Below are 24,957 nucleotides of genomic sequence, written 5' to 3' on the forward strand. Positions count from 1 at the left end.
CTTGGACTATGCAAGCCTTTCGGGATACATGCCCACATCTGGCGTTTTGTAAAAAATACTAGTATGGAGTTATATAAACTTAATTCTCTCACTGAAACTGCTTACTACGGCGCTTTATTCTATTGCCTACAGTACGAAAACCAACTGTATTTATCCTCACCAAATTTCTTCTTTAAGTACATTTATTACACCTCTTAAAACTTCTATACCAGCTATATTCAGTTTTGATCATATGGGTATTCTCGATAATAAGATTCTTCACTCTTCTTTTGCTCTCCATCTATATTAGACCTAACTTACATTATATAGAACTCCTTCCTCATATTAATATTTAAACGTTTCCGGCAAGTTAAGATAATAATAAATGTAAAAAATGTCAATCAAATCATTAGAGAAAATAACATTTTTACAAAGTGCACATAAATTGTTTGCTTAAGTGTTAAAAATAACTTTAAAAATCAGAAAAATGGTTTCTATAACTAGAATTAAAATGTTTACCCAACCCTTAAACCCAACAGGAAATGTAGGCTTAACGATTTTAGCTTCACTAACTCCAATAATTGTTCTACTTATCCTATTAGCCGGGTTAAGGCTATCTGCTTGGCTAGCCTCATTAATAGGATCAATTGTAACAATCTTAGTTGCTATATTAGTTTGGAGAACCCCAGTTACGCAAGTAATGAATGCATGGCTTATTGGTGCATTAGTTGGAACGTGGGCAATATCATGGATAGTCTTCTGGGGATTGACTATTTACAATACATTAGTGTTAACAGGGAAGTTCGATGCATTTAAGGATTGGGTAATTAGAAATTCTACAAATGATGCTAGGATTCAAGCTGTTCTTTTAGCTTGGTCTTTTGGCGCTCTATTAGAAGGTTTAGTAGGATTTGGATATCCATGGGCTTTCGTTGCACCATTACTCATAGCTTTAGGTTTCGAAGATCTAAAAGCTCTACAAGTTTCCGCATTAGCTAACAATGCCCCGGTGTCTTTTGGTGCTTTAGGAACACCGATCGTAATCCTTGCTGCAACTACGGGATTACCTTTACTATTTGTATCCTCGTCTGTCGCTAAAGTAGTGGCAATATTAGCGCTTTTACCGCCTTGGATACTATTATATTTGGTTGATAGATGGAAGGGAATAAAGGATGTTTGGCCTATGGCTATTGTAGCCTCATTAGCCTACATCTTAGGTCAATATCCTATAGCGAGTTTTGTGGGACCCTATTTACCGGACATTACTGGATCACTAGTTTCGTTCATAATACTGCTCTTATTCTTAAGAGTCTGGAGGCCTAAAAGAGTTCTATCCTTGAGGCAACTTAATGGGGGTGGAGGGAATGATAAAAAATATACGACTAGAGATGTTATAATGGCATGGTCCGCTTTCATAATACTGATTATAATAGTGACTTTATGGACGGGACCGTGGTCACCATTAACTAAAGTATCAATAGCCACTTTAGAGCAGCCAGCTTTTTCAACACTCCTCCATAAAAAAGTTGCAGTTAGCTTCGCTTTTAATCCATTTGTTGCCGGTACCTCAATATTAGTATCTTGGATTGTAATATCAATAGTTTTGAGAGCTTCTCCAAGAATCATGGGAGAAGCTATAAAAAGATCATTTATGCAATATTGGGGAGGTATATTAACGGGTGTTTTCGTAGTAGGTTTAGCTTACGTATTTAATTTTAGCGGAATGGCTTACTCATTAGCGTGGAAGACAAGTGATCTAGGACTAGTATTTATAATAGTGTCTCCATTGTTTGGCTGGTTAGGCTGTGCGTTATCTGGTAGTAACACATCTTCAAATGCACTATTCGGAGTATTTCAAGTAACAACTGCTAGATTAGCCGGATTACCTATAGGTTTAACTCCTGCATTAAACTCTGTAGGGGCAGAATTAGCGAAGCCAGTAGCTCCGCAGACAGCTAGTGCTGGCGTATCTACTACAAAGTATGTCAGAAAGGAAGGAGTAGTGATAAGAGCTAATTTGCCGTGGGCTATTGGCATCTTGATTTATTTAATTATAATTGGAGTAGTCTATGCGTTTCTAGCTCCTACCTTATTTTTGCCGTAAAAATCTCTATTAAAAAATCATTTTTCTTCATATCCTGAGGAATTTTTCTGTTTCCTATCACTCCACTAAACAACCCAAGTAATATTCCAATTATATTGGCAGATGCTTCGTTGATTTATGCATCTTCACGACAATAATCTCGCTCTATTGATCTTTGATAGAGTTGAAAGTTAATCATTCCTTAGGACTAGCAAGATGAACCTTAAGAGATCGAAAGAATTATTGATTATTTTAGATTCCACTATGGCGTGTGGATAACAATTTCATCCACCTCCATAAAATTCAATTTTATTCTAACTTATGCTAAATAGATTTCGAGTAAATTGTATTGAAGAATATTTTTAGCCATCTCGTTATTGTGTTCTCTGTTGAGTTCCATGTGAAGTGCATACTTGCTAGTTTTAGGCTTCTGAACACTTACTAAGCTTGCCAAAAGTTTCAACATCATGTTTTAACCAAGAGAATGCCTTGTAGACTTATCGTGTAACTTTATCCCTCCAATTCTCAAGCTTACATAAACGTGGAAATCACTCTTACATGAAGAACACAACTAGCCCAGACTCGTAATGCTTAACAACCCATCTCACCATTAACCCTCGACAACGAGTAAATGATCCCCATGCTTAACATCAACCTTAACCTCGTAATTAACATTAGCCAACTTGTGAAAAACAAGGTAGTGTGAGGTAGTAAAGTCCTTTAGCCTAGCAAGTAAAAGGCTAATACAATCTCGTCCAAGGAGTGGAACCTAGGCTTAAAAGGGTAGAGATAATTTGGGTGAGGGCGAGAAAATCAAACCTATTGATATTCTCACCTCAATAAATAACCTCACCCGAAAAATACTTTTTCATAATGAAGAAAACTCAATTTATATCAAAACAACCAAATTGTTGTCTACACTCATTCCCCTTATCGCATTAAAAAATTCTCACAAAATTATGTGGGTCTAATAATAAGTTGGGAAGTATTTCATGATAAGGATTTAATTTTTTGCAATATAATATCAACCGATTTTGTCAATTATAGACCTTTATTTTATTTTAATTATGAACATATATGTTACATTCTAATACTATACTATGAAAAAAATGTAATGTTCAAACATTGATTTATAAAAAAATAACAAGATATTTAATTATTGATTGATAGATAGGTTTTTATTCATTTTAACCAATAATATCACGATAGAAATGGAAGAGTCTAGCAAATTTAGATCTCCATACGGAGAGTATACAATTATAATCGACAGAACCGGTAGGAAGTACAGAGTAGGTGAGGACGTTAAAGCGATAACGAAGAAATTGCTAGGTTATCCAATAGGTAGAAGATTACTCCTTCTTGGAGCTTGGATGTCGTTCTTCTTCGGAAGCGTGCTTGAGTATGGATGGGGTGCAGCTTCGACAACAGTTATTTCCCATTATGGATGGTCCTTAGCTGAGGGATTCTTTAACTATACTGCTTATGTACTTTTTCAAGCTACAATAACCGCTTTAATCTTTCAATGGCTTAGGGAAAGAGGCTTGATAAGCCCTAGAAGAGCCCTTCTTTTTGGAGGAGCAATGTTGATGATTGCATATTACCTTTTTGCTAATTCATTTCAGCCTTGGATAGCGTATGTTGGATACGCCGCGATAGGTGGTGTAGGTGCCGGACTAGGATACGCCGTAGGTGGTGCTGTAGTAAATAAATGGTTCCCAGAGAAAAGGGGATGGAGGTTAGGACTTGCTAATGGTGCATGGGCCTATGGAGCTGTACCCTTTATACTACTCTACATTTACTACTTTAATCAAAGCGATTTTCAGACGATCTTGTATATTACGGGTTTAACTATCGGCATAGGTTTGATGATAGCTGGACTACTAGTAGTAGATCCACCAAAATATTGGTGGCCAAAAGATGTAGATCCTATAGCTGCAAGAGAAGCTAGGTTAAAATCGAGGGAGCTAAGGGTTAATCCACCTCCAGTAGCTCAATGGACACCGAGAGAAATGCTTGCTACACCACAAGGTAAAGCTCAAATGGCATCTTTCACTCTCGCATTAGCTGCGTCTCTATTTAATGTGTCCTTTTACGCTCCATTTGGAGCAGCTATGGGATTCAGTGGTGGTGTGGCCTTCGCGGTAGGTGCAGCTGGTTTCGCCTTCACTGATGGATTAGGAAGACCATTCCAAGGTTTTATTTCAAGCCTCATTGGTAGAAGGAAAGCTTTAACTATATTCTATGCATTTATGGGATTAGGAGGCCTTGGCGTACTTTATGCTGGTCTCGCTCACATAGCGTGGTTATGGGCAATTTTAGCTGTAGCTACAGGTGCTGTCTCCGGAGCCTGCTTTGTCTTCGATTGGCTAATAATAGCTGACTATTTCGGCGAAAATTATATAGGCAGAAACTGGAGCATACCGTATGCATTAAAAGTAGTCGGTGGAGCTTTCGGGGGAATTGTAGCTGCAACTATACTAACTCTTGTTTCAGGGGGGACATGGGCTGATGTAGTAACTAGCGCACCAATAACAATAACCAACTTTGCTTGGTCAGTAGTGTTCTGGATAGGCGCGGTCTTTTCGTTGATAGCCGCAGCCTTAGTATGGTTTGTCGAGAAACCTCCTACATTAGAACAATACATAAAGGTAAGACAGAAATTAAGGGAGCCAATTCCACCCGAGATTCAACAAAAATTGAAAGGAGGTAGATAAAAAATGAACGAGAATCAAGATAGTGGGGAGTACATCTTTCACAAGGGGCTAATTAATGTTTCTGATACCATAATCTATATAATTGGTTGGATAGTGCTGTTGATAGGATTTGGAATAGATGTGATAGGTGTGAATAAACATTCAGCATCTATAGTAGGCTTAGGAATAGCGATAAATTGGATAGGGATATTATTAGGACTCTTCAGTGGCATTATAGGTAATAGAAAAATTCCTGAGGGATATATTGAAAAATAAGACATTTTTATTTAAAAGTTATTTCTTATTTTTCCATTCCACATTTTTAACTCTCCATCTTATTTTTAAATCTATGAATAGTTTTGCATAGTCTGCTTCGGAATATATTAAGCTTTAAACCAAGAGAATATAGTTCAGTATTAAATAAAGATGTTTTTAAACTATTTTACCAAATCTGTATAGAAAATTGTTGATAGCTACTTTAACAATCGGTACGTTTATAATTGCAATCTTTACAAATTATCTTTAACTTTAGCGGGTCATAGTTAGAATGGATTGATCATTAATTGCCAAAATTACAAATCAATCTATATATAATCGATTATTGATAATTTACTTAATGAAAACAGAGGATGAAGTAAAGTATGTTGAAATAGTATATAGGGGAATCTTCCAGAAGAGACTCGCTAAATACATAGCTGAGGGTATAGTTTATACTGCAAGAGAAATGGGTAAACCTGCATTGTCCTTCGGAAGATATGGGGATTCTCCCGAAAGAAATGGAGTACCGGCAAAATATTATGTAGGGATAGGTAATGGTATAGGTGAGGAGGATTTAATAGGATATTCAACAAGAGTTGAGCCTGATTTAGTAGATGTCATAGTAGTTCTAGATGATACTCTACTTAAAGGTGTTGAGTCATGGGCTTGGCAAGGAGTACAACCAATAAATCTTAAGTTAAAAGCAAATGGAACGATGATAGTTACATCAACTAAGAGAATGGATGAATTAGTCAAGATGGTGCCGAAAAAGGATTTCGAATGGACTTTTGGTGTGATAAAAACTGAGCCTTCTTTCTCTGGATTATGGGCTTTCAAAGATGATTTAACGATGGAAAAAGTTTGGGGAGCTATTGCTAAACTCAGACCAGATATAATTGATATAGATCATCTAGTAAAATATGTTAGTAAAAAGCAAAGTTCGGATAAAAGAATATCTGCTGTTAAGGAAGCCTTTTCTTCAGTAGACTATAGAACAATTAGGAAAGGAGAGGGAATAGATTTCATTTACAATCCTCCGAGACTCCTAACATGGCAGGAAATGCTTGAGGGAACTGTTGTTCCCGCAGTGCCGAGAGGTAAAAGAAATGAACAGTTCAAGAGGGGAACTACGAAATTTGAAAGACCAACTGTAGATTTTGACACTTGTATAAAATGTAAGTTATGTTGGATATATTGCCCAGATGAATGCTTCGATGAAACTCCTGACGGCTATTACGATATAGCCTACGATTATTGCGTAGGCTGTGGGATATGTGCTGAAGTATGCCCCGTGAAGGACTGTATAGTAATGGTAGATGAAAGTATGTTTACTGACTATAGGAGACCGTATGAGATGTGGAAGGAGAATAAGGTTAAGTATAAGGAGTGGTTGAAAGAAGTAAGAAATGCGAGGAAGGAAAGAGTATACGTTCCGGGGTTGGGAAGATGACAGAGACTAGAAAAATAATTGAAAGAGAAGTCCTAATGAATGGAACGCAAGCTGTAGCAAATGCAGCAATGTATGCTGACGTTGACGTAGTAGCAGCATATCCTATAAGACCTTATACAGAAGTGATGGATACGATATCTAAGTTAATAGCTGATGGTGAGTTAGATGCAGAGTTCATAGTAGCTGAAGGAGAGCATGGACAATTTGAGACAGTCAAGCATGCATCATTAGTAGGAGCTAGGACTTTAGTAGGGAGTAGTGGTGTAGGTTGGTTATATGCAATGGAGGCTATAGTAGTTACAGCAACTGATAGGGCTCCAGTAGTTGCTATAATAGGAAATAGAGCTCTAGATGATCCCGGAGCATATGGAGTTGAACACAATGATGCAATGATGGTTAGAGATGTAGGCTGGTTATTGGCATGGGTAGATACTGCCCAGGAAGCATTTGATACTACTTTAATAGCCTATAGAGTCGGGGAAGATCCTAGGGTGCTCGTACCCGTAGGGATCTCAATGGATGGAGGCTTTCTAACCCATTCAGAGCAAATAGTTAGGTTGCCCCCGAAGGAATTAGTCAAGGATTTCCTGCCTCCTTATAATAGAGGTAAGTACCTAGTACATCCTGATAATCCTATAACAGTAGCTCCGCAAGTTAACGAGGATTGGGTAATGGAGATAAGGAGACAGCATGACGAGGCAGTTGAAAGAGCTAGAGGAGTAATAGTTGAGGCGTATGAGAGCTTTAAGAAAGTTTTTGGAAGATATCCTGGTTCTACAAGCGAGATCGAAATGCCTGAAAATCCATTTGTAGAACCTTTCATGATTGATGATGCCGAAATCGTTCTCATAGGAATGGGAACTGTATCAAAGCCTATGAAAGTCGCTATAAAGAAGATGAGAAACCAAGGATATAAAGTAGGAATGCTGAGAATAAGATGGTTCAGACCATTTCCAACTCAAGACGTAATAAAGTACTTAAGTCAAGCTAAGGTGGTTTGTGTGATTGACAGAGATTATTCTATAGGCTCTCCTAATAGGGGAGGAGTCATTTATCACGAGATTAGATCCTCCTTATATGATCTGGATCAAAGACCGAAAGTATTGAATTTCATAGGAGGGTTAGGCGGTAGGGAAATAACGATTCAAGATGTAGAAAAAATAATCAAGATAGGTTACGAGCATAGGGATACCCCTATAACTAAGCCCGTTTATTGGGTTGGGGTCAGAGGTGACCCCTGGTAATTTGAGGTGATCAAGTCATGGTTGAAAAAGAAATAGAAGAAAAGGTTTATAAGTCAATAGTTAAGACAATCAAAGATGCCCCATTAGAAGAGTTCTATACGTCCGGACATAGAACGTGTCAAGGATGTGAATCTGCATTAGTGATGAGATTTTTAGCTAAAGCTGCAGGTCCTAGAACTATAGTAATAGGAGCCACTGGATGTATGTATGTTGCCAACACCACTTATTATACTACGTCTTGGATTGTACCATGGGTTCACACACAGTTAGGAGGATCAGGAGCAGCAGCATTAGGAACTGCTGCAGCTTTAAGAGCATTAATGAGAAAAGGCAAGATTAAGCAAGAGCCAATAAATGTAATAGCGTTCTGCGGAGACTTAGGCTGTGCAGATATGGGATTATCTGGAGTATCTAATGCGATGACATACAATTATAACCTAGTAATAGTTCTATACGATAACGAATCCTCAGCCAATACTGATATACAAGAGACTAGTATGACTCCTTATGGAGCACAAACTTCTTTCAGTAGACCTGGCAAGCAAAGAAGAATAATGAAGGTTAGATGGAAGAAGAGTGTTGTGCCGATGATAATTGCTGGGCACAGAAACGTTAAATACGCAGCAACTATGACACCAGCCTATCCATTAGACTCGATTAATAAGTTTAGAAAGGCTCTAGCTATAGGTGGACCTACATTCATACACTCTCTAGATCCATGCCCTAAAGGATGGGATTATGATCCAAAGTTCTCTCATGAGCTGGGAGTATTAGCAGTGGAGACTGGGATATGGCCACTATACGAGTACATTAATGGGGAGATAGTATATAACGAGCCTACTAAGAGTATAATTGAGGGGAGGATTAAGAGAAAACCAGTAAAGGAGTATTTAGAAAAACAAGGTAGATTCTCACACTTCACTGAGGAAGATGTAGAATACTTCCAGAAGATGGTAGATGAGATGTATGAGGAGTGGGAGATTCCTGCAGTAATGCCTATAAAATCAGTTAACGTTAAAATAAGTGATAAATAAATAAAGAAGAAAAGATAATTATCTTTTTTTATAATAATACTGAGGGGTCAATTTTATATCTCTCGATTATTCTTGATATAGAGACTGTCTTTATTCCTTTAATATTATATAATCTATTTGCTATGAATTGATGTGCACTACTGTCATCTTTAAATATCATATGGACGTGTAATCTAGGACCATTATCTAAACCATAGATTCTAACGACTTCTGAAAATTCTCCTAAGTCTTGAGCTACTTTCTTTATCGAATATGGCACGGTTTCAATTTCCATAACTAATGATACGTTCAATCCCAAGTTTACTCTATCTATCAGTGCAACATATCCTCTAATCACTTGGGCATCTTCAAGTCTTTTGATCCTATATCTCACAGTACTTATAGGAATGCCTAATTCATCAGATAATTCTTTTAAACTCCTCTTCGCATTATAACGCAAAATGTTAAGAATTTTCTCATCTATATCATCTAGCCTAATTAAATTAGCACCCATTAGTCTATAATTATGATTTTGAAGATAAAAGGATTTTTAAAAAATATGCAAAAAGTCTAGGGAAATTTTTAAAGAAATTGCAAAATTACATGCATATTCTTGTTAATTCGTTAATTTTAGGGTATATGTTATCATAAAATTCTTCAATAGTTTAATAGTTAGTAAGTTATAATAAAAAATATTTGAAATTTTGTTTATTTGTATTAATAATATCTCACATTTCTTCATCGTTTTTAATTTAGTAGGAACTGAAACTCAGCTACTCATTGATTCAACTATGACAAGTTATTTAAAACGGCTCAAATCATTTATGATATGACACAACAGAATACAGAAATATTAGGATTGACAAAACTAAGGGAAGGTGTATTATTTTACCTAATTGCCTCAATTCTGGGAATAATAATAGGAGTAACATATGCGTTAGCATTATCTTCTATATTAGCTATTGCACCATCTGGCGTATCTGGGCTTTTGCCAATATTGATTTCGGGATTAATAATCTCTCTTATTACAATACCAATATTAGTCTTATCTTATCTCAGAACTAGAGAGGGTTTCAGATTATTAGTATCAACTGGGAAAGACCTAAGGCAAGGATTAACTGCAACAACCCTAATACTCGTTGGCATAGTCATTATTTTCATAGGATTTTTATCCTTTATTGCTGTTTTATCAACTATTTCAACTGTCCGAGTGTCATCACTTCCTTCTCTTTTTGGAAGTGTAGCAATTCTATTAATAGGAGGTATTATAGCCTTTATAGGATACATTATATTAGCGTTATCTTATAGAAGGACTGGGGAAATATATATGAATGATAATCTAAAAACGGGTGGACTATTAGTATTAATAGGATCTATACTCGGACTATTTATCGGAATAATAGGTTACATTTTGAACTTAATAGGCTTCATAATGATTTATTCAGGCTTAGGAGAATTAGTGAAAACTTTGCCTCAAAGACAAGTTAATATACCTCAAGCTCCTCCACCTACTGGACCGATATCTCAGATAGGAGTTGGAACTCTATATAGCAATGGAGTAGCAACGCTAACCATTTACTCGCAATATATATTACAGATGTTAAGCGCAACACTGTTAGGAACAAATTACGTTACATCAGATATCGTTCCTAGTCAACTAAACGTAGGATATAATACAGTAAGGATAAACTTCAGAACCTCTTTTGCTCTAGTACCCGGCAACATCTATACGATTCAAATAGCATTATCAAATGGTCAAACATTAACTGTAATAGTTACATATCAACCCTAATTTTTTAAAATAATGAATCTCTTTAATACTATTTATTTCCTCAATATTATACTTAAGACTAAAAGGAATGAGACTAATGACATCGTTGAGGCGAACAGATATGCGTAACTGTAACTTATCTGATATAGAAATCCCATTACTGTATTACCTAGGAACAGTCCTATACTCCTACCCGCTGATAAGTAACCCATTCCCGCACCGTATGACTCCTCTTTTATCAGCTTAGATATAATAGTGGGTTCAAAAGTCTCAGTAGAAGCTACTGCTATACCCATAATAAACGACAATGGATACAGAGTGATTAACCCAAACTTTGACAAGAGAGCGAAACCTAAAGAAGCTAAGCTAGCTACTAAATATCCTAAGAAAGCTAAGCTAGACAATTCTTTCAACCTTAACTTACCGAAAACATAACCGAACAGCGAAGAGGCTCCTAAAAAAACGCCATAAGATATTATACCTAAGTAGTCTTTTCCACTGATTTCAGCGGTAGTAAGAATCGGAAATCCAAAGCTATACTGACTAAACCCAAAAAACATAGTAGAAACTATTATTGTCCAGAAGACCTTCTTATTAGTTATTGCTTCTTTTCTTCCTTCTTTTACCACTCTTTCTCCAGCGTTGACAGTGCCCAAAACTATAGTTGAAATCACTAAAGGAATAGCCGTAAATGGAAGAATAAGGAGTATTGGAAAATGAAAGAAGAGGAGAGTAGATAAGTAAGTTATTGCCAATAAAGCTCCAGCTATGTCTAACGAATGTAAAATTCCAAAAGCTTCAGCTCTTTCCTCTTGCGTCGTGACTTCAGCCATCATCGCCCTTCTAGGAGGTGATCTGAAATTCCTAAACCACCATCCTAGCATGAAAAATATCAGTGCCTCCACGTAATCCTTTGCAAATCCGACAAAGGATACAAGGATAATCAGTATATTTCCAATAATCGCTATTTTCTTTCTACCATACTTATCCCCGGCTATCCCACCGATATATGACATGAAAGTACCTAGACCATAGTTCAAGGCTTCGGCAAATCCATACAGTGGAATAGGAGCATTAAAGACTAAGACAAAAACTATAGGAAACGATGCTACGACCGCTTGATAACCTAAATCAGCAAAGAATGCGGAAAAAGAGATCTTTAAAACATCCCCTCTTCTCTTAATCATAGTCAAGAAAGACTAAAATGACTTAAAAACTTTTGCTATGTATTATCCTCTTCTCCTAACTAAAGCGAATATCCCTACAATTATTGCAACTACTGAAAGTATTATGGCAATTATATTATACGTAAATGAAGTATGCTCATAAGATACTAGCGTACTATTTAAACTACTTATTCTCGTGTTTAGCGTACTGCTAATTACGTTAACTTTAGAGTTTAGATTAAGGAGAGAATTCTCGAAATATAGATGGGTACTGTTTGAAGAACTCAATCCATCAACTTGAGTAGCTATTACTGTCAGATTGTACGAACCATCAGGATATTTAGTAGTATTAATAGTGATGACATGAGTTCCATTACTGCTAAATGAAGCTATCAGTTGATTATCTAAATAGGCATTAACAGAACTCACATCAATCCCATTTACGCTTACTGTAATGTTCTGTATACCCGTGAGATTACTTATAGGGGCTGATATATAGATAGTTGGAAGGGAGGGATAAACACTCTTTAGTGGTGTGTTGATTGGAATAACTTTAGAGTTTATTAGCTTTATACCGTTTATGTTACTACTAATAGCGTAAATTACGGAGTTATATAGTGTTAGGTTATTCACGTCATCTTGTGATAAAGTTAATGAAGAGTTATAGACTACTACATTAGAAATGTTACTAGATGTTATACTTAAATTACCGTTACTAATCGTATCGTTGATGAGGAAATCATTTATCATCGCACCTCTTAAGTTAGAAATCTCATCATTCACTAAACTGGCATAGTAAGTTAGAGGATCATTTAGCTTTTGATTAGCAATGTACGTGTAAGGTAAGGCATATAGTGTGTATTCAGCAGTGTAATTAGTGGTAGTTGGGTTACCAAAAGCAGATACACCAGTTACCAAAATGTTAAATGGCTCTCCATAGTAACCTATTCCAGCTAAGTAGGAGAGATTTCCCGGACTCAATGAGGAAGGTAGCGTGAAATTGCCTTCCCATAACCCTATCTTAGGATTATACCACAAGGGTATTTCAATTAACTGACTGATTGTAGTATATTGTGAGGTAAGGCTAGATGGATAGATAGTTGCACTAAACATACCATACTCGATCTCTCTCCCACTGGCATTTGTTATATTGGCATAAACTATAACATTTTGTCCTTCAAAAGCGTAATTAACAGAATTAACCTTAATTTTAGCCATACTTGAAACGTAAATTTGTCCATAGTAGAAACCAGTTATATTAACGTTTAATGAATAAGAGTAGTATTTTGCAAATAACAAAATTGTGTAAAGCCCGCTAGGAATACCATAAGGTACGTACAAGTATCCTTGATACTGTAAAGTTATTGGATTCAATAGTACGTTAGCCTTATTCACAATACTACCATTGCTACTTAATAATTCAGCTGTAATATTAGTACCATAAAGTACGTTTGATGGGTTACTTAATGGTAAGTTAATTGGAGAAGTTATGCTACCCTCAATCTCAATATATTGCCCAGGAGAAACACTGCCTGGTTCCGTAACTACTTGAGGCAATATGAATAGACTTTGCATATATATACCGTTAGTAAACGCGTCAAATCCGTAACCGTTCACTGCCTCTATTAACAAGTCACCAGAAGTCAAGTTTAATGGTAAATAGACTCCCCCTGTCCCATTTGCTACAGTTACGTTAATACTAGTTAAAAATGTATATTCATTATTAGTAATGTTATAAACGTAGATGTTAAAGGTAATGTTAGTAGGACCTAAAACAGGCTGACCGTAAATATTGCTAACATTTACAGCAAGAGGTACTCCAAACTCGCTATCAACTGGAACAAATGTAACTGGAGAAAAGAATTCCACATAGTAACCAGAGAAAGCCTCATAGTATCCGATACCGCTAATACCATTATTAGCTTCTCCAAATACGTAAAAGAATAGAATACCGTTTGCATCACTAGGTAGAGTTAACGACCCAACCCATACCTTACTTAAAGGATTATATGTGAGATTAACTAGGGAAAGATTACCTAAATAATTCTCTACCAATGCATGAAATTCTCCACTTTGAACTGGAGAGCCATTATATGTTACATTAGCTACTATCAGCACTCTTTGACTAGGATAGAATTGAATAGCTGGTAAGGTTGGTATTGAAGTATTATAAACATTAATAACGATCGATAATCCTTGTTCACTTGAATTTACAGGAAACAATTTAGCAAAATACCCTGCATTAATCGTACCATAACCCGTAACTAAATTATAACCATAGGCAGAAACCCAAGGTATGTTATATCCAAATGTTACTGGCTCAATGGCTTTTCCATAATATTTTTCATACATATATTGTAAAATCGGATTAAGTAAGCCTATCCTCATGTGCAAGTAGCTCTCTACATTAGCTAAGATACCAGCAGTAAGAGGAGATGCTTCACTAGTACCTCCAGAAATCCCTGTAATGTTAGTAGGACATACTATAAATATGCCGGGATATACGTTAGCGTTAGCCGAGATCTCTGGAATCAGTTTACCATTAGGATAAGTTGATGGAGTTGGTAATGACCATTGATACCAAGGTTTAGGCTCAATTATACTTACACCACCAGTAGAGCCACCATAATTAAGGCCATTAGGGACAAAACCGTAATTTGACCAGGCTGTCTGGTAATATGAACCATTAGGAAACTGTACATAAACTGTAGTTCCACCTACCGAAGTAACAAAGGGAGAAGTAGCTGGATAGCCTACAGTCCCAATAGGACCGTTACTATAACCAGAACCTCCCGCATCACCAGAGCTCGCTAGGAAAGTTATTCCCTCAGCAGAACCTAAAGCATAATACTCATCACTCAACATTATACATGTGTAGAAAGCTTGCCCATTGAATGATGAAGAAAACGCTGACTCTCGAATACCAAAACTCTGGGATAAAACGTTTACAGCGTCTTGTTGAACTATGTAGGCTATTATGCTAGCTAATGGTAATTCATCATTAGCTATGTATAAGATTATGTTAGCCTTAGGAGCCATCGTGTGAGCAACTTCAACATCTAAACTTATTTCACCTGCCCATCCTGTTAAGATACCTAAGTTAGGATTATAAGGACCTATTGGTATTACAGTAAAGTTAGGAGGATTAGGCAAGCCAGTAACCTTGTCAAAATAAACTAATTGCTGATAGATGTAAGGATCACCATAGAAGTCGAGTATTCCAATAGTAGTGTTCTCCCCTTGAGTAGGTATGGATGAAGTATTATACACTTTTTGTAAAACTGTAGGCCAATATCCCTCAATAGGGAAGGTTTGATTGATCGTACTATATAACTTCTCTATATCTTTTTGAGTTATTAGTGTGGACGGATGAGAGAAATATATTGTTGAGACATTACTGGAATACACTAATGCGTTAATCTTAGGCATCCCATAGGAGGTATAATAGGTTACACTACCGTTAGAGTAGACAGCAAAATTGAGACCTAAATATTTTTCAACTTGAGATACAGTTCCTTGAATAACTATGACAGAATCTAATGCCGTAAATAAAATTTTAAAGCCATCATTGTTCAAGTAATCCATTATAGTATTAAACTGATTTGTAGGTAAGAATAATTGAGAAACTTCTTGAGAAGTTAAGAACTTATGATATAGAGGGGAATTAGGGTCCGAAACTGCTGACGCATAGTAATAAAGTAGACCTACATTTTTTAAGGGAAGATAGATACTGACGATAACTTGTTGATTAGGATTAAGAGTACCTACTTGTCTAAATCCGTGAAGCACCACAGGCTGTTGATAGCTAATTACAGATGAACTTGAAACAAGAAAAACTGGCGTTATAGATATTAACATTATAGTCATTAAAATAAGTCCCTTATTCATATGTAATCCATATTGTTCAATCTTTTAAGCTTTTCTTTGTATATTAATACTTTTTCCTATTAGCAAAATAATGAGGAATTCATAACACCGCTGTAATTAAGTTGAATGAAATATTAGATATGACTCATGTATTCTGATTCTTTATAATATATATAGAAAATATAATAGCATGATAGACATGATGCAGTATAACAAAAAACATAGTTAAGGAGTACGAACCAGCGTAAAAATAATTCTGAAACTTTTCCTAACCTAAAAGCTTAAGTCAAAATAACTTAGCGGAAATCTGAAAGTTTCGTCGCATATAAAGACGAATGAATCCTCACACGTATTCTTAAAATTGACTTACTGATCTCTTCCCCCCGCCTTAAAAGGCGAGGTTTGTCGCTCTTTCTATCACTGCTTAATTATGAATTATAGTAAAATCTATTATTTAAATACATGACTTAACTTTTCTATCTTCCACTATTTTTTATATATTTGTATTATTATAAAATAAAACTATTATTATTATAATATTTATAGATATATTTTATTCTTTTTCATATTAAGATAGTCTTATATTATAATATTTTTGTAATTATGATAAATATTAATATTAATATTTTTAATGTACAACAATAAAATTAGTATTGTAAAAATATAAGGAAGAAAAGTTAACTCAATTGGGCTATCCCAAATTTAGTCTGTTTTAGGCGTATTATCATTTAACGTATTACTTAACACTAAGTAAGATACATGTAATCGTAATAATGAAAGAAAAAAATTACTGTACTTTTCTAGTCTGTTTAGGACTCATTATAATTACTGATAATATGCCTATAACACCTATAATACCACAAATTACAGTATAAATTTCTGACAATTGCAAACTTATCGTATAGAGAATAGCGAATACTACGCTTCCTAAAGCTCCACCTAAGGCTTTGCCAGTATATAAGATTCCACTATTTACAGTAGAAAATCTAGTTCCAAATATTTCCCCAGCAACGTTAAAATACAACGTAATCATAGAACCTCCTGCAAAACCTATTAAAACTGTAGATACTGGAACTAAATCAACTAAAAGGAAAGCTGCACCAATGGTTATTAGTACGTTAAGGAGTAAAGTTGTCCTCACTATTCCCAGCCTATCTGCGATGTATCCAAAAAATGGTCTCAAACCTCCACTAAGTAGAGGTAAAATTGATATTAACGCTATTAGTTCCTGCTGAGGTAAATTCTTTCCTAAAATAGGCAACTCAGATGACATTGTGGTTAAAGGTACTACTGCTCCTACAAACGATACGTAAATTAGCCAGAACTTGGCAGTTAGAATAACTTGTTTTGGGGCTTGTCCTGCCAACTTTGGTGGATAATCAGATAACCAAAGGAGAATTGGTAACAATATTACTTCAGCTAAACCTATTATTAGTGTAACTAACTTGTAATCCGCAGCCATTGCTATAAACGGATTAGCTATTGCTGATCCTAAACCAAAACCCATAGATACTATACCAGTTGCAAAGCCCATCCTATCTCTGAACCACTTCATAGCTAAGTTAGCTGCTATGCCATATAGGATACCCTCGCCTATGCTTCCGATTGACCAGACTGCATAAAATACATAAATATTGGGAGATAAGTAAGTACCTAAGAAGCCTATTGCTGATAGAACTCCAGATAATATTCCTATCATTTTTGGACCATATTTGTCAGCGAAATGTCCACCTATTGGTTGAAAAGCCGAGGAAAATATACTAAATAAAGTGAAGCCTAAAGCTATTTGGACTAAACTTACATCAAAGCCAGATCTTAATAGAGGTTCTAATGCATTCCACGAGTACTGATATAAAGAATTAAAAGACATCACTATGAAACCTATTATAATATATTTGTTTCTATTCACGTCAACTCACCCATTAACGGAAAAATATTAGATTAAAGATTTTAAAGTTAAATGAAAAACCATTCTTTAGACGATAATAAGAGTAATTCAAAGACTTAGATCATAAAGATGCTACTTTTGTAAGTTTTCACCAAAATTTCTTTCAAGCAAAAATAAAAAGTGGCGAGTATGTTTTATTTTAGATTACTTTCTATTATAAAATGATCCTCATCTTTCAAGACTGAAATAAAGGAACATTTAAACCTCTCTATCTCATAAGGTAAGGGACTTGGAAAAATAATGACCATAGGGTCCTTAAGATTATCCCTAAAAATAGAGTCGATGAGGGGAACCCTATAAGGATGACATTCACAACATGGTAGAAAGTTACTGTCTTCTTAACACAAATCTATTTAGAAGGACGAAGATAATTGCATAAACTATTATTCCTAAACACCATAAGAGTGATGAAGGGTTTCCTATTAGAGCGTTATATAGGGCTTGAGAAACGTATGTAGTAGGCTCTAAAAAGGTTAGATATCTGAAGGGTAATGGAATGAAGTAGAGCGGGAAATAAACTGGGGCGAAGAAGGACAGAACGAAGCCTATAATTGTTGAGTACTGATTGACTGCATATAAGTTTCTTATCCCTAATCCAAGTGTCATTCCTAACATAGAACCCATAAATATCGACGCTAATAGGGAAACTATTAAGTATGGAATTGACAGTATTCTTACATGTAACAAGAACTCTCCTAAGATCAAGATTATGGGAACCATTATTAACGTGCCTAAACCATTACTTAAAGCTATACTTATAGCGTATAACTCTCTAGGTATTCCAGTGGCTATCATTAATGAAAACCTTCCTGCATTTCTCTCAAAAGCTAAAGATTGTGCTACTGACGTCAAAACACCTACTGATATATAGAACGTTATAGTACCAGCTACTATATAGGGAGTCAGCGATTTTATAGAGATGTTTCCAAACACTAACATGAAACCAATTGGAAAGAGTATTGAGAAGAAAAGAAACGCTGGTAAATAAGCCTTAACCATCTTAAATTGCATTACAATTAAGTTAAAGAACTCACTCAGCATTTTTGATCACCTGTAAATAAATCTCTTCTAAACTAGGCATCCTTACCTCAAACTTTCCATTCAATTTCAGTATAAGGCTCTTCAATTCTTCCTCCCCCCTTACCTTATAAGTCTTACCAGTAGAGTAATCTATTACCTCATACCACTCTGCAAACTTCTCCTTTATTTGGGAAGGGGTTCCCTCAGCTATTATTTTCCTACTGAGAAAATATATCTTATCAGCTAATCTTTCAGCCTCCTCTAAGTAATGAGTGGTCAATAACATACTTCTACCCTCCTTTTTCATTTTCAGCAAAATGTCCCAGACCTCTCTTCTAGCCTCTGGATCAAGGCCAGTAGTTGGCTCATCCAGAATTAAGAGCTTTGGATCATTTATTAGAGCCATAGCAATTAACGTCCTTCTCTTTAGCCCTCCAGATAAGTCTCTAGCCAAGGTATTCCTCTTATCTTTTAAATCTAGCTTATCTAACAATTCCTCACCCCTATTCTTAATGACTTCCTTATCCACCCCCTTTAACTTTCCCATATAATATATGTTATCCCAAACCGTTAAATCGCCATATGGCTCACACTCTTGAGGAACTACGCCTATGAGCTTCTTCACGTTTCTATCAGAAGGCTTCTTTCCCAATACCTTAATCTCACCTTTGCTGGGAGTTAACTCTCCATAAATTTGCTTAACTAGAGTAGTCTTTCCAGCACCATTAGGACCTAGTAACGATACTATTTCTCCCTCCTCGACTGACATTGATATATTTTCGTTAGCTATTAGTTTTCCGTAAAGCTTCCATACTCCTTTAATATCAATAACTTTCATTAGGTTATTATACACAATATATCTTTTAAAATTTTTGTAAATTTCGCTTAAGTAAATACTAGTTTATAAGAAGGAAGTCATTTTAAGTTAATTGGTAGATCTTTTGAATTTAATTTTATAAAAATTTTAAAATATTTGTGAATCAAGAAGGAAATGTTAAACGCTATAAGGTTCTACTAACAAAGGAAGGACAAGCCTTGCCCTTCAGGGCGGGGAGGAGGTCAGCTCTTCCTAAAGGGCTTAGATTCTGTCTTTCCTTTATCACTTAGGCAATTTTAGAACCCTTTCACCGATCAAATTTCTCAAAATCTCTGATGTTCCCCCGGCGATAGTTCTTCCTCTTGAAGCTAGCATACCTAAATACCACTTCTCGTTCATTATATACTCTAAGTTATAATTTGAAACGGCAAATTCGTATATCTTCTGAAGTAACTCTGATGAAACTAGTTTAAGTATTGCCCCCTCTACATCTATATCTTCCCCTTTTCTCAATTTAACCAAGAGCCTTTGATAAAAGCCGTACAACCCCTCAACATCTTCTCTTAACTCCTTTAACCTATCATCACTTAGTCTCTCTAACGCTATCTTAGACGAGAAAAGCATAGTTATCCCTAACGTAAACCTCTCGTGATTTAATACCGTCATTGCTACCTTCCATCCTTCTCCTACTTTCCCTATAACGTTCTCCTTTGGCACCTTAACGTTATTGAAATATACAGTGTTGAAATCACTTTTTCCAGTCATCTGATTAATTGGTGAGACCCTAATACCCTCTTGTTTCATGTTCACAATCATCATAGTTAAACCATTATACCTATCCTCTCCAGTTCTAGCTAGCAATATCATATAATCAGCTAGATGAGCGTAACTACTCCATATCTTTTGACCATTAACTAAGAAGTAATCTCCCTTATCCTCAGCCTTAGTCTTTATTGAGGCTAAATCTGAGCCAGCTTGAGGTTCAGAGAACCCTTGACACCAGATATCCTCAGCCCTTAATATTCTGGGTAAATACTTTTTCTTTTGCTCTTCATTTCCGTGTTTTAATATAGCTGGAGCTGAAACCATTAAACCAATGGAACCTAGGCTTCTACCATATGGCAATCCAGCCCTTATGAACTCCTCGTAAGCTATTACCTCGTAAATGGGATCTAGACCTTGTCCACCATACTCCTTAGGCCAAGTTATTCCTAAATAACCAGCTTCATAAAGCTTTCTCTGCCACTGTCTCAGTAAATTGTAATCATCGAACTCAACAGTTTCAAATAAGATTTTCCTTCCTTTGAGAGACTCAATGGCATTATTTTCTATCCACTCTCTCAATTGTCTTCTGAAATCTTCTTCATTCAATCTTAATCACGTTAATATATATTATTATACCTTTTTAAAAATCATCTAGATAAGAAAAAGCTGAAGTAATACCTTAGCAAAAACTTTAGCCTTTAGGGAAGGAGGTCAGTTCTTTAAGCTTTTAAGTATCTTAAGATTCATAAGAAGTTGAAGACTAATCTATAAATACTATTAACACTTTTTCTTAATCATGTACTTCGAAGATTTTCAGTTAGGTCAAAAATGGGAGACTAAAGGTAGAACTGTGACTGAAGCAGATGTAGTAATATTCACGGGAATGACTGGAGCATTAAACCCTCTATTTTTAGATGAGGAGTATGGAAAGAGGACTAGATTTAAGGGGAGGATAGTACCCGGGTTATTAACAGCGTCAATAGCGGTTGGATTAACGTATCAGTTACCTGCTGATCCTTTTGGAGAAGGTTTCGTAGCGTTAGCTAAGTTAGAATTCGATGCAAAAAGGGCAGTTAAAATAGGGGATACACTAAAATGTGTAGTAGAGGTTACTGACAAGAAGGAGAGGGAAAAGGATGGAAGGGTATACTTAATGACAAGAGTTATGAACCAGTCGGGAGAGGAAGTTATGACGTTAAGGATGGAGATAGTTTGCAATAAGAAAGGTTAAACATGAAAGATTTTTTCTAAAGCTATTATTCTCTTAAGATGTAGATGTAGGTCTAAGTCTGCAGTAAATCCTATTCCTCCATGCATTTGGATCGAGTCCAGTATCGCCCTAAATGATTTCCTGAAAGCGTGTTCTAGAATACTTTTTGCATTTGAGGGGGACTTAATGGTTAAATACCTAGACCTAACCAACTCTAACGAGATGACGTCATCGACTATTTTGTGTTTAATAGCTTGATAACTACCTATGGGTTTCCCGAATGCTGTCCTATTTTTAGAATATTCAATTATCTCCCTCATACATGCTACACCATGTCCGACAATCTGAGCTGAAGCCATCAACATCACTCTGTCGAAATCTATTTCTGACTTACTCCATTCACCACTTATTACCTTATACATATTGATTGATGGATCTGGAGATTCAATTCTCTTAAGTTTAACTTTATCTTTATCAGCAATCCCATGTGGAGTTAATATAAAGTTAGCTATTTCAGCTTCCGGAACGTATTCAGTTCCAACAGTTATGGGATTATCTTCTCCCACCATTGCGGTAGTAGCAATGATACCGGGGAGCAAGTTCTCACCTATTATTTCGTTTATAATTAAAGCGTTAGTGAAATCCTCTTTAACAAATTGAAATATTCCAAGATCCTTAAACTTATTGAAAAGATCAAGTACTTTGTCTTTAGGTACCTCATGCTTTTTACTTCCGTAAATGTTCCATTCTCGGGACAGAAGTTGGGATAAGGAGTTCTTTACGAGCTCGAGATCCTCATTAGTCTCAACATCTAAAAGCAAAAATTCTTCACCACTTTAAAGAAGCGTTTGATAGGAAAAATAGTTTATGATTCGGTAATGTTATCTTAGATTAAAGATTTCTCATCAGCACAGCGATTCTCTTCACCTCTAAGCTGAAACACGGTTCATCATCTAGGCTAACGTCAATCTGACATCTTTAACTAAAGCATAAGGATATACACCTTGCATTGGAGCATCCCACCATCTCACTGAATACCTCTCTTTAGACAAGTTCTCTATATTTAATAATAACCTTTTAAGGTTATCAGCTATTCTAACCCTGCCAACTACACCTAAGGGTTTGCCTTCATTATATACTACTGTAGCATCTCTACAAACTGTGGAGAAATCTCCTTCAGCGTAGTTTTGGAACCTAGTATACCATACGTTATTTATGAAAACTACGTTATTACCCGACAATAACGATTCAAAACTGACATCCCCTTCCTTAACCTCTAAATTCCATGCTGATGGGAATATCCAACCAGCATTTCCGGTAGTATTTGTCTTAAAGATCTGAGCTATTTCATTATTCAGTAGAGGGGTACCGAACACACCTTTGTCTATTATTGGTTTATTATAAGTGAAGGTCCCCTCATCATCAAATCCCCACGCGTTTGGTCTATCTTCTTTTGGAGTATCCAATAGGGTGAAGATTTCTGAGGCTGTTTTTTCACCTGGCTTCAGCATTGACATACCGGAGATTATTGAATATCCAGAAGCCATCCTAGCAACACTTTCCATTAGATTTCCCATAACCAATGGCGATAAAACTACAGTATACTTTCCATCAGAGAGTTGGTAATTACCAGTAATTGAAGCTAGCTCGTTAGCCCTCTTTATTGACTCCTTTACAATTGATGGTTCAAACTTATTTGAAGAGAAAGCCCATTGCCCACTGAAATCCTTATTCTTAGCCCTGAAATATCCGCTGATGGAGTAATTGCTCTCTAAACCATTAAACCCCTTAGAGTTAACTAAAGCTCTCTCTACACTATCTAATGATACTATACCATATAGTGGATATTCTGACTCAGTTAACAAGGAGAGAAGGGGGGAAAGATCATCAAATAGCGATTGTATATTGCTTTGCCTCACTAACTTATATTCTCTTTCGTTCTTAGTCATAATTGGATAGAAATCCATTGGATTAAGTTGTGGCTTTTCATTTAGATTTCCTATCCTTCCCATATATCCCCTATTACCCTTCCTCACAGATAAGAAATAGTACTGACTATTTAATCGCTGGATCGTAGCTATTTTAGACTCAACTATTTTGATAATTATCGACTTAGTTGTAACTCTTAGTAAACCAGTCTCTTCTCCACCAATTTCTTGAACGTATTTTACCATTTCCTCATTCATTTACCATCACCTTTATCCTAACATTCCTTAATCTCATGTTTGGTCCACCTAACCAAACAGGGACACCTTGATCCGGATCTCCCTTTCCACAAGTCCCGGGGTAGAAGACCAACGTATTGTCTACTGCATCAATAGATCGCAACAATTCGTAAGTTTTGCCTTGAAGTACTGGGAACAAAACTGGTTCACCAATCTCACCATTCTTTATCTCATAAGCCTCCAATCCGACATACCTCTGACCTAACCTCATATCATCAATGTTCCACTCCATATAACTCTTTATATATACACCTTCTTTTACGTCCTCTATTAGCTCATCAAAGCTCATATTCCCAGGCTTGAAAAATGTATTAGACATTCTAATGAGGGGTTCCCTATCAAATCCAGCTGACCTAGCGGATCCATTACTTTTAGTATTAAACTTAACAGATGAAAATCTATCATGAAGCAGTTCATTTACATTTCCATCCTTTATTAAGTACTTGGGTCTTGCCTCTATTCCCTCATCATCAATTTTGTAGAAACCACCACTTCCGAGGATAGTGGGATCATCTATTACCGTTACTACGTCACTACCTATTTTACCCTTAAAGCTATTTAAATAACTGAAACCAGCTTGAGCGAACTCCCTACCTAAAACTCTATCAGCTTCAAACGGATGTCCAACCGATTCATGAGCCATTATTCCAGACAACATATTACTTAGAACTACATCTGTAACCCTTTCTCCAAACGATTTACCCTTTCTTAAAACCTCTGTCACCGCCCTAGCCTTTTCATTTATAAACTCTTCCAAATTCATCTTATCTAATAGTTCTAGACCTCCGCTTCCTCCTTGTTCATAAAAAGCTGTTGCTGTCCTATTGTTCTCCTTAATAACTAAGCTAACCCCTACATATAACCTAGGTACTCTTCCTCTAATTTTTGCGTTATTCACAATTATCTCCTTTTCTTCTACACTCTCCGAGTAAGAGAAAGTTATACTAACTACTGATGGAATTTCTTTTATTGAGTCATATAAGCCTTTAAAGTAACTTACCTTTTCCTCTACACTCATTAAATCGAACGGTTTTACTTCCTTAATCTCATACTCACCATCCTTTGGCTCAGTATCATCATATCCTCCTTCCCATCCCGGGACTTTATACTCATTCACGTTTTTAAGATCTTCTAGGCGATGAGATGATGAGAAATAGAGAACACCATCTTTATAATACCTTACAGAGTAACCGTCATCCTTAAATTTAAATGATCCCATAAGCTTACCGTTTAAGAAATGTAAATAGTTGAAGGATATAACGTGTTTCCTTACCTCAGTGTATGGATATCTAGAAAAGGCGTCATACAGATTTTCCAGTTCCGCCATATCATATCATATATAATAGTTAATAATAAACTATATCTCTGTTGAGCTATAGGAACATCAACATTCTAAATTCTTCCCACCTTGGAGGGTTCACCTCGTTAATCCTCGTTTTGGGAATAAT

Annotated in this window: 19 protein-coding genes; 8 read left to right on the top strand and 11 right to left on the bottom strand. The window is 36.0% G+C overall.

From position 1 onward, the window contains the following. The first annotated feature begins 490 nt into the window (after positions 1-490). On the top strand, positions 491-2,083 hold the full coding sequence (locus BFU36_RS00675; RefSeq protein ID WP_069284509.1) for an L-lactate permease: 1,593 nt from the start codon (positions 491-493) through the stop codon (positions 2,081-2,083). Positions 2,084-2,381: 298 nt separating this feature from the next. Here BFU36_RS00675 and BFU36_RS14380 read toward each other — a convergent pair whose 3' ends face one another. After that, complete coding sequence (locus BFU36_RS14380; protein ID WP_257784676.1) at positions 2,382-2,516, bottom strand: hypothetical protein; 135 nt, start codon at positions 2,514-2,516, stop codon at positions 2,382-2,384. A 757-nt stretch (positions 2,517-3,273) separates the two neighbouring features. Between BFU36_RS14380 and BFU36_RS00680 the strand changes: the two genes are divergently transcribed. From BFU36_RS00680 to BFU36_RS00700, 5 genes are all read left to right on the top strand, one after another. Then, positions 3,274-4,776, top strand: coding sequence for an MFS transporter (locus BFU36_RS00680; protein ID WP_197490537.1), 1,503 nt, complete (start codon positions 3,274-3,276; stop codon positions 4,774-4,776). A gap of 3 nt (positions 4,777-4,779) precedes the next feature. Next, on the top strand, positions 4,780-5,031 hold the full coding sequence (locus BFU36_RS00685; protein ID WP_069281407.1) for a hypothetical protein: 252 nt from the start codon (positions 4,780-4,782) through the stop codon (positions 5,029-5,031). Positions 5,032-5,371: 340 nt separating this feature from the next. Beyond that, positions 5,372-6,463, top strand: a complete 1,092-nt coding sequence (locus BFU36_RS00690; RefSeq protein WP_069281409.1) for a 4Fe-4S dicluster-binding protein — start codon at positions 5,372-5,374, stop codon at positions 6,461-6,463. Further along, positions 6,460-7,707 (top strand): pyruvate ferredoxin oxidoreductase, encoded by a 1,248-nt coding sequence (locus BFU36_RS00695; protein WP_069281412.1) that lies wholly within the window; start codon positions 6,460-6,462, stop codon positions 7,705-7,707. Before BFU36_RS00690 ends, BFU36_RS00695 begins: the two co-directional genes overlap by 4 nt. Positions 7,708-7,724: 17 nt before the next feature. Next, positions 7,725-8,741: a thiamine pyrophosphate-dependent enzyme gene (locus BFU36_RS00700; RefSeq protein ID WP_069281414.1), complete on the top strand. Its 1,017-nt coding sequence runs from the start codon at positions 7,725-7,727 to the stop codon at positions 8,739-8,741. Positions 8,742-8,769: 28 nt separating this feature from the next. Here the strand turns inward: BFU36_RS00700 and BFU36_RS00705 are convergent, their stop codons facing one another. After that, a complete protein-coding gene (locus BFU36_RS00705) occupies positions 8,770-9,234 on the bottom strand; it encodes an Lrp/AsnC family transcriptional regulator (protein ID WP_069281416.1) in 465 nt (154 codons plus the stop codon). A 315-nt stretch (positions 9,235-9,549) separates the two neighbouring features. On the opposite strand from BFU36_RS00705, the gene BFU36_RS00710 reads away from it, so the two are divergent. Beyond that, positions 9,550-10,512 (top strand): DUF973 family protein, encoded by a 963-nt coding sequence (locus BFU36_RS00710; protein ID WP_069281418.1) that lies wholly within the window; start codon positions 9,550-9,552, stop codon positions 10,510-10,512. A gap of 32 nt (positions 10,513-10,544) precedes the next feature. Here BFU36_RS00710 and BFU36_RS00715 read toward each other — a convergent pair whose 3' ends face one another. The 6 genes from BFU36_RS00715 to BFU36_RS00740 all read right to left on the bottom strand — a co-directional run bounded on the left by BFU36_RS00715 (position 10,545) and on the right by BFU36_RS00740 (position 20,680). After that, positions 10,545-11,678: an MFS transporter gene (locus BFU36_RS00715; RefSeq protein ID WP_069281420.1), complete on the bottom strand. Its 1,134-nt coding sequence runs from the start codon at positions 11,676-11,678 to the stop codon at positions 10,545-10,547. 42 nt (positions 11,679-11,720) lie between these two features. Further along, positions 11,721-15,545: a protease pro-enzyme activation domain-containing protein gene (locus tag BFU36_RS00720; protein WP_069281424.1), complete on the bottom strand. Its 3,825-nt coding sequence runs from the start codon at positions 15,543-15,545 to the stop codon at positions 11,721-11,723. A gap of 766 nt (positions 15,546-16,311) precedes the next feature. Further along, entirely contained in the window at positions 16,312-17,433 is a 1,122-nt protein-coding gene (locus tag BFU36_RS00725; protein WP_069281426.1) for an OFA family MFS transporter, read from the bottom strand. A gap of 366 nt (positions 17,434-17,799) precedes the next feature. Next, positions 17,800-18,513, bottom strand: coding sequence for an ABC transporter permease (locus BFU36_RS00730; RefSeq protein ID WP_069281428.1), 714 nt, complete (start codon positions 18,511-18,513; stop codon positions 17,800-17,802). Next, positions 18,503-19,330 carry an ABC transporter ATP-binding protein gene (locus tag BFU36_RS00735; RefSeq protein ID WP_069281430.1) on the bottom strand — a complete coding sequence of 276 codons (828 nt, stop codon included), beginning with the start codon at positions 19,328-19,330 and terminating at the stop codon, positions 18,503-18,505. The genes BFU36_RS00730 and BFU36_RS00735 overlap by 11 nt, the downstream gene beginning before the upstream one ends. A gap of 261 nt (positions 19,331-19,591) precedes the next feature. Beyond that, positions 19,592-20,680 (bottom strand): acyl-CoA dehydrogenase family protein, encoded by a 1,089-nt coding sequence (locus BFU36_RS00740; protein WP_069281432.1) that lies wholly within the window; start codon positions 20,678-20,680, stop codon positions 19,592-19,594. Between the two features lie 190 nt (positions 20,681-20,870). On the opposite strand from BFU36_RS00740, the gene BFU36_RS00745 reads away from it, so the two are divergent. After that, positions 20,871-21,305 (top strand): MaoC/PaaZ C-terminal domain-containing protein, encoded by a 435-nt coding sequence (locus tag BFU36_RS00745; RefSeq protein ID WP_069281436.1) that lies wholly within the window; start codon positions 20,871-20,873, stop codon positions 21,303-21,305. On the opposite strand, the gene BFU36_RS00750 is transcribed toward BFU36_RS00745, so the two are convergent. From BFU36_RS00750 to BFU36_RS00760, 3 genes are all read right to left on the bottom strand, one after another. Further along, positions 21,302-22,105 carry an acyl-CoA dehydrogenase family protein gene (locus BFU36_RS00750; RefSeq protein ID WP_069281438.1) on the bottom strand — a complete coding sequence of 268 codons (804 nt, stop codon included), beginning with the start codon at positions 22,103-22,105 and terminating at the stop codon, positions 21,302-21,304. The two genes, BFU36_RS00745 and BFU36_RS00750, sit on opposite strands and share 4 nt — an antisense overlap. A gap of 132 nt (positions 22,106-22,237) precedes the next feature. Continuing rightward, positions 22,238-23,470 carry a TldD/PmbA family protein gene (locus BFU36_RS00755; protein ID WP_069281440.1) on the bottom strand — a complete coding sequence of 411 codons (1,233 nt, stop codon included), beginning with the start codon at positions 23,468-23,470 and terminating at the stop codon, positions 22,238-22,240. Beyond that, positions 23,463-24,836: a TldD/PmbA family protein gene (locus BFU36_RS00760; protein ID WP_069281446.1), complete on the bottom strand. Its 1,374-nt coding sequence runs from the start codon at positions 24,834-24,836 to the stop codon at positions 23,463-23,465. The genes BFU36_RS00755 and BFU36_RS00760 overlap by 8 nt, the downstream gene beginning before the upstream one ends. Positions 24,837-24,957 lie beyond the last annotated feature (121 nt).

The sequence above is a fragment of the Sulfolobus sp. A20 genome (assembly GCF_001719125.1).
GTDB lineage: Archaea > Thermoproteota > Thermoprotei_A > Sulfolobales > Sulfolobaceae > Saccharolobus.

Bases quoted from the DNA above. Each gene is read 5' to 3' on its own strand.
- BFU36_RS00675 (WP_069284509.1), top strand. From the start codon at position 491: ATGTTTACCCAACCCTTAAACCCAACAGGAAATGTAGGCTTAACGATT.
- BFU36_RS00680 (WP_197490537.1), top strand. From the start codon at position 3,274: ATGGAAGAGTCTAGCAAATTTAGATCTCCATACGGAGAGTATACAATT.
- BFU36_RS00685 (WP_069281407.1), top strand. From the start codon at position 4,780: ATGAACGAGAATCAAGATAGTGGGGAGTACATCTTTCACAAGGGGCTA.
- BFU36_RS00690 (WP_069281409.1), top strand. From the start codon at position 5,372: ATGAAAACAGAGGATGAAGTAAAGTATGTTGAAATAGTATATAGGGGA.
- BFU36_RS00695 (WP_069281412.1), top strand. From the start codon at position 6,460: ATGACAGAGACTAGAAAAATAATTGAAAGAGAAGTCCTAATGAATGGA.
- BFU36_RS00700 (WP_069281414.1), top strand. From the start codon at position 7,725: ATGGTTGAAAAAGAAATAGAAGAAAAGGTTTATAAGTCAATAGTTAAG.
- BFU36_RS00705 (WP_069281416.1), bottom strand. From the start codon at position 9,234: ATGGGTGCTAATTTAATTAGGCTAGATGATATAGATGAGAAAATTCTT.
- BFU36_RS00710 (WP_069281418.1), top strand. From the start codon at position 9,550: ATGACACAACAGAATACAGAAATATTAGGATTGACAAAACTAAGGGAA.
- BFU36_RS00715 (WP_069281420.1), bottom strand. From the start codon at position 11,678: ATGATTAAGAGAAGAGGGGATGTTTTAAAGATCTCTTTTTCCGCATTC.
- BFU36_RS00720 (WP_069281424.1), bottom strand. From the start codon at position 15,545: ATGAATAAGGGACTTATTTTAATGACTATAATGTTAATATCTATAACG.
- BFU36_RS00730 (WP_069281428.1), bottom strand. From the start codon at position 18,513: ATGCTGAGTGAGTTCTTTAACTTAATTGTAATGCAATTTAAGATGGTT.
- BFU36_RS00735 (WP_069281430.1), bottom strand. From the start codon at position 19,330: ATGAAAGTTATTGATATTAAAGGAGTATGGAAGCTTTACGGAAAACTA.
- BFU36_RS00745 (WP_069281436.1), top strand. From the start codon at position 20,871: ATGTACTTCGAAGATTTTCAGTTAGGTCAAAAATGGGAGACTAAAGGT.
- BFU36_RS00755 (WP_069281440.1), bottom strand. From the start codon at position 23,470: ATGAATGAGGAAATGGTAAAATACGTTCAAGAAATTGGTGGAGAAGAG.
- BFU36_RS00760 (WP_069281446.1), bottom strand. From the start codon at position 24,836: ATGGCGGAACTGGAAAATCTGTATGACGCCTTTTCTAGATATCCATAC.